The sequence below is a fragment of the Corallococcus llansteffanensis genome (assembly GCF_003612055.1).
Lineage (GTDB): Bacteria > Myxococcota > Myxococcia > Myxococcales > Myxococcaceae > Corallococcus > Corallococcus llansteffanensis.
This window is the reverse complement of the sequence record NZ_RAWB01000556.1, coordinates 1-6,576: the sequence shown is the minus strand read 5'-3', so window position 1 is coordinate 6,576 and position 6,576 is coordinate 1. Positions and strand designations below refer to the sequence as shown.

General features: G+C 70.9%; 5 protein-coding genes. All 5 read left to right on the top strand.

The window, feature by feature from the left end:
• Positions 1-140: 140 nt before the first annotated feature.
• Positions 141-1,178 (top strand): Holliday junction branch migration DNA helicase RuvB, encoded by a 1,038-nt coding sequence (gene ruvB / locus D7V93_RS34905; RefSeq protein WP_120647489.1) that lies wholly within the window; start codon positions 141-143, stop codon positions 1,176-1,178.
• 31 nt (positions 1,179-1,209) lie between these two features.
• Positions 1,210-2,697 (top strand): hypothetical protein, encoded by a 1,488-nt coding sequence (locus D7V93_RS34900; protein ID WP_120647488.1) that lies wholly within the window; start codon positions 1,210-1,212, stop codon positions 2,695-2,697.
• A gap of 447 nt (positions 2,698-3,144) precedes the next feature.
• Positions 3,145-4,089 carry a UDP-3-O-acyl-N-acetylglucosamine deacetylase gene (gene lpxC, locus D7V93_RS34895; protein WP_120647487.1) on the top strand — a complete coding sequence of 315 codons (945 nt, stop codon included), beginning with the start codon at positions 3,145-3,147 and terminating at the stop codon, positions 4,087-4,089.
• A gap of 71 nt (positions 4,090-4,160) precedes the next feature.
• Positions 4,161-5,255, top strand: coding sequence for a thioredoxin domain-containing protein (locus tag D7V93_RS34890; protein ID WP_120647486.1), 1,095 nt, complete (start codon positions 4,161-4,163; stop codon positions 5,253-5,255).
• Positions 5,256-5,283: 28 nt separating this feature from the next.
• The gene (locus D7V93_RS34885) at positions 5,284-6,522 is read left to right on the top strand and encodes a DUF4388 domain-containing protein (protein WP_120647485.1); all 1,239 of its coding nucleotides are present in this window, start codon (positions 5,284-5,286) and stop codon (positions 6,520-6,522) included.
• Positions 6,523-6,576: the final 54 nt, after the last annotated feature.

The following is a 6,576-nucleotide window of genomic DNA, read 5'->3' as shown; positions in this document are numbered from 1 at the left end:
GCGTCTCGTGGGCTCGGAGATGGTTATAAGAGACAGGGGCTGGGGGACGGACCCCCTGGCTGGCCGGTCGGCATGCCGCTGCGACTCTAGCGCCGCCAGAAGGGCAGCGACACACGCCCCCTTCGCTGTATAGGGTCCCAATGGTGATGGCGAGGAAGTCCGACGACACCCTCTCGGGAGATGTTCAGCCGGAAGACATCCGGCTGGAGGCCTCCCTGCGCCCTCGCTCCTTCGACGAGTACGTGGGCCAGGGCGCGGTCGTCGAAAAGCTGAAGGTGTACGTGGCCGCGTCCAAGAGCCGCGGTGACGCGCTGGACCACTGCCTCTTCTCCGGCCCCCCGGGCCTGGGCAAGACGTCGCTCGCGTACCTCATCGCGAACGAGCTGGGCGTGGGCATCCACGTCACCAGCGGCCCCGCGCTGGAGCGCAAGGGCGACCTGGCGGGCCTGCTCACGAACCTCAACGAGCGGGACATCCTCTTCATCGATGAGATCCACCGCCTCAACGCCGCCGTGGAGGAGTACCTCTACCCGGCGATGGAGGACTTCCGGCTGGACATCACCATCGACACCGGGCCCGCCGCCCGCGCGATGAAGATTGATCTGCCGCCCTTCACGCTGGTGGGCGCCACCACGCGCACGGGCCTCTTGACGTCGCCCCTGCGCGACCGCTTCCAGATTCAAGAGCGCCTGGAGTACTACGAGCCGAAGTTCCTGGAGCAGATCCTCGACCGCTCGGCGCGCATCCTCGGCGTGCCGCTGGACCGCGCCGCGAGCCGGGAGATCTCCACCCGCTCGCGCGGCACGCCCCGCATCGCGAACCGGCTGCTGCGCCGGCTGCGCGACTTCGCCCAGGTGGAGGGCGACGGCCGCATCACCTACGAGCTGGCGCACGGCTCCCTGAGCCGCCTGGGCGTGGACGCGAGCGGCCTGGACGCGATGGACCGCAAGATCCTGCTCACCATCGTGGAGAAGTTCGGCGGCGGCCCGGTGGGCGTGGAGACCATCGCCGCGAGCGTGGGCGAGCAGCGCGACACCATCGAGGACGTCTACGAGCCCTTCCTCATGCAGGAGGGCTTCCTCATGCGCACCCCGCGCGGCCGCACCGCCACGCTGCGCACCTACCAGTACTTCAAGAAGACGCCGCCCCCCAGCTCTCCCCAGGGGACGCTCTTCTAGCCCTTCTTTCCGCCTGACGCCCTTCGCCGCCATGAGCCCAGCCTCCGCGCCCACCGTGCCCACGGTCCTCCCCGGTCCCCGCGACTTCTACGGCGACCTGATGCGCGCCTCGCAGGCCACGCGCGCGGGCTTCCTCGCCGAACGCGAGCGCTGGCTGCGCGGCGTCCCGGTGGAGGGCCGCGAGGAGCTGCTCTTCGAGTTCGAGATGTGGCTGCGCGCCGTGGAGCGCTACCTGAACCTCCACAACGCCGTGGTGGATGCCCGCGCCCGGCCGCTCGTCACGCGCGACTTCCACGAGGAGCTGGCGGACGTGCGCGACGCCATGGAGCGCGCGGTGCGCGTCGCGCGCCACCTGCAGGACCCGGACAGCGACCCGAAGATGGTCTTCCGCAAGTACGTGGAGACCCAGCTCGCGGATGACCGCGTGCGCCGGCTGTTGATTGAAGAAGAGCTGGACCAGGAGACCCCGCCGGAGAGCCTCTTCGTCGTGCGCGAGGCGTTCGACGCGCTCAAGAACCTGCTCGACAACCTGCTGCAGCTGCCGCTCATCGGCCTCTCGCTCTTCCAGGACGTGGGCAAGCTGACGCTGCGGGAGATCGTCCTCAACCGCTACTTCCGCCCCTTCCGCCCGCTGGAGTTCCGCGTCGAGTACGACCGGCTGCGCTCCGTGCGCCTGCTGGACGTGCTGGGCACGCTGCCCCCGGACACGCGCCCCCTCTACACCACCGCCTTCCTGGGCCTGTTCCGCGTGCTGCACTACCTGTCGCATGTGGACCCGGAGACGCAGCCGCCCGTGCCGCGCCGCGTGCGCGTGCTCCTGTCGCTGGTGCGCGGAGAGGCCGCCGCCGTCGCCAGCTACCTGCACACGGAGTTGTCCCCGAAGGCCGGCTCCAAGCCGCTGCAGGCCGCCACGCTCAGGGCCGCGCGCGACCTGGCCCGGGAGACGGAGCGCATCGCCCGCGAGGTGATGGTGGACCTGGACCGCGACCCCGCCGCCGCCCTGCGCGCCGCGGAGGCCTTCACCGCGCTGTTCCGCGCCCAGATTGTCGCGCTCGTGGACGCGCTCGCGCCCAACGGCTCCCTGGGCGAGGAGGCCTTCGCCCACCTCACCAGCGCCCAGGACGCAGCGCTGCGGCTGCGCAAGGACCTGTGGGTGTACGCCCAGCTGTGCCGCGCCGCGGAAGGCCACCTGCGCTCCGAGGACGTCCCCGCCGCCGAGCGCGTGCTGGACGCCCTGCGCTCCTTCCTCGGCTACTTCCACGACGGCGGCTACCAGCTCTTGCGCTACGCGGACTACGACGCCTTCGACCGCTTCTCGTCCCTCCTCGTGGAACTGCCCTGGCCCCCCGAAGGGCCCGGCATCCGCAGCCGCCTCGCGGAGGACCTCCGGCGCTTCTCCCAGACGCTGGAGACCACCTTCCACGCCGTCAGCCGCCGCTCCCTCCTCCAGGGGCGCGGCTTCGACCGTCCGGACGCCGAAGCCCTGCGGGATCGCTTCCTGCCGTCCGCGACGCGCTGACCCCCATCCCGGAACCGTTGTCCGTCAAGCCCCGGACTCCCCGTGAGGCCCGTGGGTGCGTTTGCTTCCGGGCACTCGCCTGCGATAGAGACGCGCCCTTGTTGCTTGGGTGACACACACTCCGGGTTGGCGCGTGCGGCGCCGGGCAGAACCGGGGTGCGAAGGGTGGATTCCGGACATGGCTGTCACGGTGAGAGGCTCGGTGTGGTGTTTCCCAAGAGGGGTGCGGGGACCCCGGTCCGCGCCGCCCCCCGCCCGCGTCCTCGCTCCGCCAGCAGTTCCAGGGGGTTGGCCCGGCGGGGACCTACCTGACCCGGAAAACCCAAGCCACGGCCCGGTGGCATGTTGATTGCTCCTGTGTGCAGTGCGTCAGACCCCGTTGAACGGTCGGACGGGCCCGTACCCAGCGTGCGTCAGTCCGAAGCAGTCCTTAGAGGCGACACCGACATGCTCCAGCTCACCGACTCCCAGCGCACCCTCTCCCAGCCGGCCATCTGCCGGGGCGTGGGCCTCCACTCCGGGGCGCCCGTGACGTTGACCCTGAAGCCCGCGCCGGCGGGGCACGGCATCGTGTTCGTGCGCACGGACCTGCCGCGCCCGGTGAGCATCCCCGCGCTGGCGGAGTACGTGGTGGACACGTCGCTGGCCACCACGCTGGGGCGCGACGGCGTGCGGGTGGGCACGGTGGAGCACCTGATGTCGGCCCTGGCGGGCATGGGCATCGACAACGTGCGCGTGGAACTGGACGGGCCGGAGGTGCCCATCATGGACGGCAGCGCCGCGCCCTTCACCCACGCCATCATGGAGGCGGGGGCGCGCGAGCTGGACGCGCCGCGCGAGTACCTGGTCATCAAGAAGAGCGTGGCGGTGACGGACGGGGACAAGCAGGCCTCGCTCACCCCCGCGCGGCGCTTCCGCATCAGCTGCACCATCGACTTCGAGCACCCCGTCATCCAGGGCCAGTCCTTCGACGTGGACGTGAACGACCGGGGCTTCTCGCGGGAGATCTCCCGCGCCCGCACGTTCGGCTTCCTGCGCGACGTGGAGAAGCTCAAGACGCTGGGCCTGGCGCGCGGCGGGTCGCTGGAGAACGCCGTCGTCGTGGACGAGGCGGCCATCCTCAACCCGGACGGCCTGCGCTTCCCGGACGAGTTCGTGCGCCACAAGATCCTGGACGCCATCGGCGACGTGTCGCTGTTCGGCCGGCCCGTCATCGGGCACATGACGGCGTTCAAGACGGGCCACGCGCTCAACCACAAGCTGGTGCGCAAGGTGCTGGCGGACCCGTCCAGCTACGACATCGTCACCGCGCGGCGCCGTGACGTGGAAGGGCGCGAGCCGGGCCGTGGCAGCCTCGCGGGCGCGTTGGAGCTGGAGCCCCTGGTCGCCTGAGGGGCGGCAGGGCCCGCATGGGCTTGGCAATTCCTTGCCAGCCCCGGGCTCCTCTATTAAGTGGGCGACTTATGTCCATGCGTCCTACTCGCTTCGCCCTGGCCGCCCTCCTGGCGGCATCCCTCACCGTCGGCTGCAACAAGGAGAAGGCTCCGGCCACCACCCAGGAGCCCGCTGCCCAGGCCCAGGCTGGCAATGCCGCGGAGCCGGCGCCGGACACGGTGGTCGCCACCTTCGGCAGCGGCCAGAAGGTCACGTTCGCGGAGCTCAACGAGCGCATCAAGGAGCCGCTCGCGAACCTGGACAAGCAGAAGTACCAGCTGCGCAAGCGCGGCCTGGAAGGTCTGGTCACCGAGCGGCTGGTGAAGGATGAGGCCACCAAGCGCAAGATCACCGAGGACCAGCTGCTCAAGGCGGAGATCGACGACAAGATCCCCGCGCCTCCGGAAGAGAAGATCAAGGAGGTCTTCGAGGGCGCCAAGGGCCAGCTGCCCCCGGGCGCGACCTACGAGCAGATGAAGCCGCAGATTGTCGACTTCCTGTCCGGCCAGCAGAAGCAGGAGGCCGCGCAGAAGTTCTTCGAGTCCCTGCGCCAGGGCGCCAACGTGCAGTACCAGCTGCCCGAGCCCCCGCGCGCGCCCGTGGAGCGCAAGCAGGTCGCCGCCACCGGCCCGTCCAAGGGCCCGGAGAACGCGCCGATCACCATCGTGGAGTTCAGCGACTTCGAGTGCCCGTTCTGCAGCCGCGCCATCGGCACGGTGGACCAGGTGACGAAGACCTACGGCGACAAGGTGCGCCTGGTGTTCCGCCAGTTCCCCCTGGAGTTCCACAAGCAGGCCCAGAAGTCCGCCGAGGCCTCGCTGTGCGCCAATGACCAGGGCAAGTTCTGGGAGATGCACGACAAGATGTTCGCCAACCAGAAGGCGCTGGGCGTGGAGGACTTGAAGAAGACCGCCGCGGAGCTCAAGCTGGACACCAAGAAGTTCGACGCCTGCCTCGACTCCGGTGAGAAGGCCGCGGCGGTGAAGGCGGACCAGGCGGATGGCTCCAAGGTGGGCGTCACCGGCACGCCGGCGTTCTTCATCAACGGCATCATGCTGTCGGGCGCGCAGCCCTTCGACGAGTTCAAGAGCATCATCGACGCGGAGCTGAAGGGCGCGAAGTAGTCCCAGCGCCGCTCAAGGGGGGAGTGCGGTGGCGTCGAAGCCCAGGGCCACGCCCCGCGTGAGCGGTGAGTCGGCTTCGCTCGACCTGGAGCGGCCGCTCGCCACCGTCGTCTCTCCCACCCGGCCCCTCGTGGCGCACTTCCACGCGCCCGAGGGACTGGTGCTCCTCCCGGAGTCCCTCGGCGCTTCCGGCTTCTTCGCCGGAAGCCTGGGGGCGCTCTCGGTCGAGGAGGTGTTCGCCCAGATCCTCTCGGGCATCCGCACCGGCCAGCTCATCGTGCAGCACGACGCCGTGCGCCGCGCGGTGGCGTTCCGCGACGGGCAGGTGGTGTTCGCCACCTCCAGTGAGCGCTGGGAGCGTCTGGGCTCCGTGATGGTGCGGCTGGGGCTGCTCACGGAGGACCAGCTGGCCGGGGCGCTCGCGCAGGTGACGCCCGCGCGCCGCATCGGGCAGGTGCTCACGTCGCAGGGGCTCGTCTCCGAGGCCAGCCTCTACAGCGCGATGACCTTCGTCGTGCGCGAGGTGGTGCTCAACCTCTTCGAGATGCAGGAGGGCAGCTTCCTCTTCCTGGAGGCCAAGGCCCCGGCGGTGGACGCGGTGAAGCTGCCGGAGCGCACGCGGGACCTGGTCCTCACCGGCATCAAGCGCGCGGAGGAGACGGGCCGGCTGCGCCGCCGCTTCCCGGACGACATGCACGTGCAGCCCGGCCCCCGGGGCGCGCTGCCCGGCGAGGAGGCCCTGTTCGCGACGCTGGGCGAGGGCACGTCGCTGGGCGCGCTGCGGGCCCGGTACGCGGGCAGCCAGTACGCCTTCTACAACGGCGTGGAGGAGGCGGTGCGCGGCGGCCACCTGGCCGTGCAGGCCGCGCCCCCCGCGCAGGCCCCGGGCCCCGCGGTGGAGGGCATGGCCTGGGAGCTCTTGTCCGCGGAGGAGCGCTACAACCTCCTCCTGTCGCTGGTGCACCGCGCGCTGCGCGAGGCGGGCCGCGACGTGGACCTGCTGCGCGGCTTCGTGGACGCCCCGCCCCCGGGGCTGGAGGACGCCTACCAGGGCGTCACCCTGGGGCCCGACGGGCGCGTGGACGTGGCGCGGCTGCGCGCCAACGTGTCCACCAGCGGCGGGGAGGCGGTGGGCCGCGCGATGGCGCTGGAGGCGCTGGACGCCTTCGTGTCCTACGCCCTGTTCTCCGCGCGCAACGTCCTGCCGGCGGACGTGGCGGAGCGGCTGGCGAACACCTACCGCACCCTGCAGGGCGGCCTGTCCTAGCGTCGTCCGTCGGACTTTCCTGCGCTGGACACCCACCCCGGCGTCCCCCTGGCC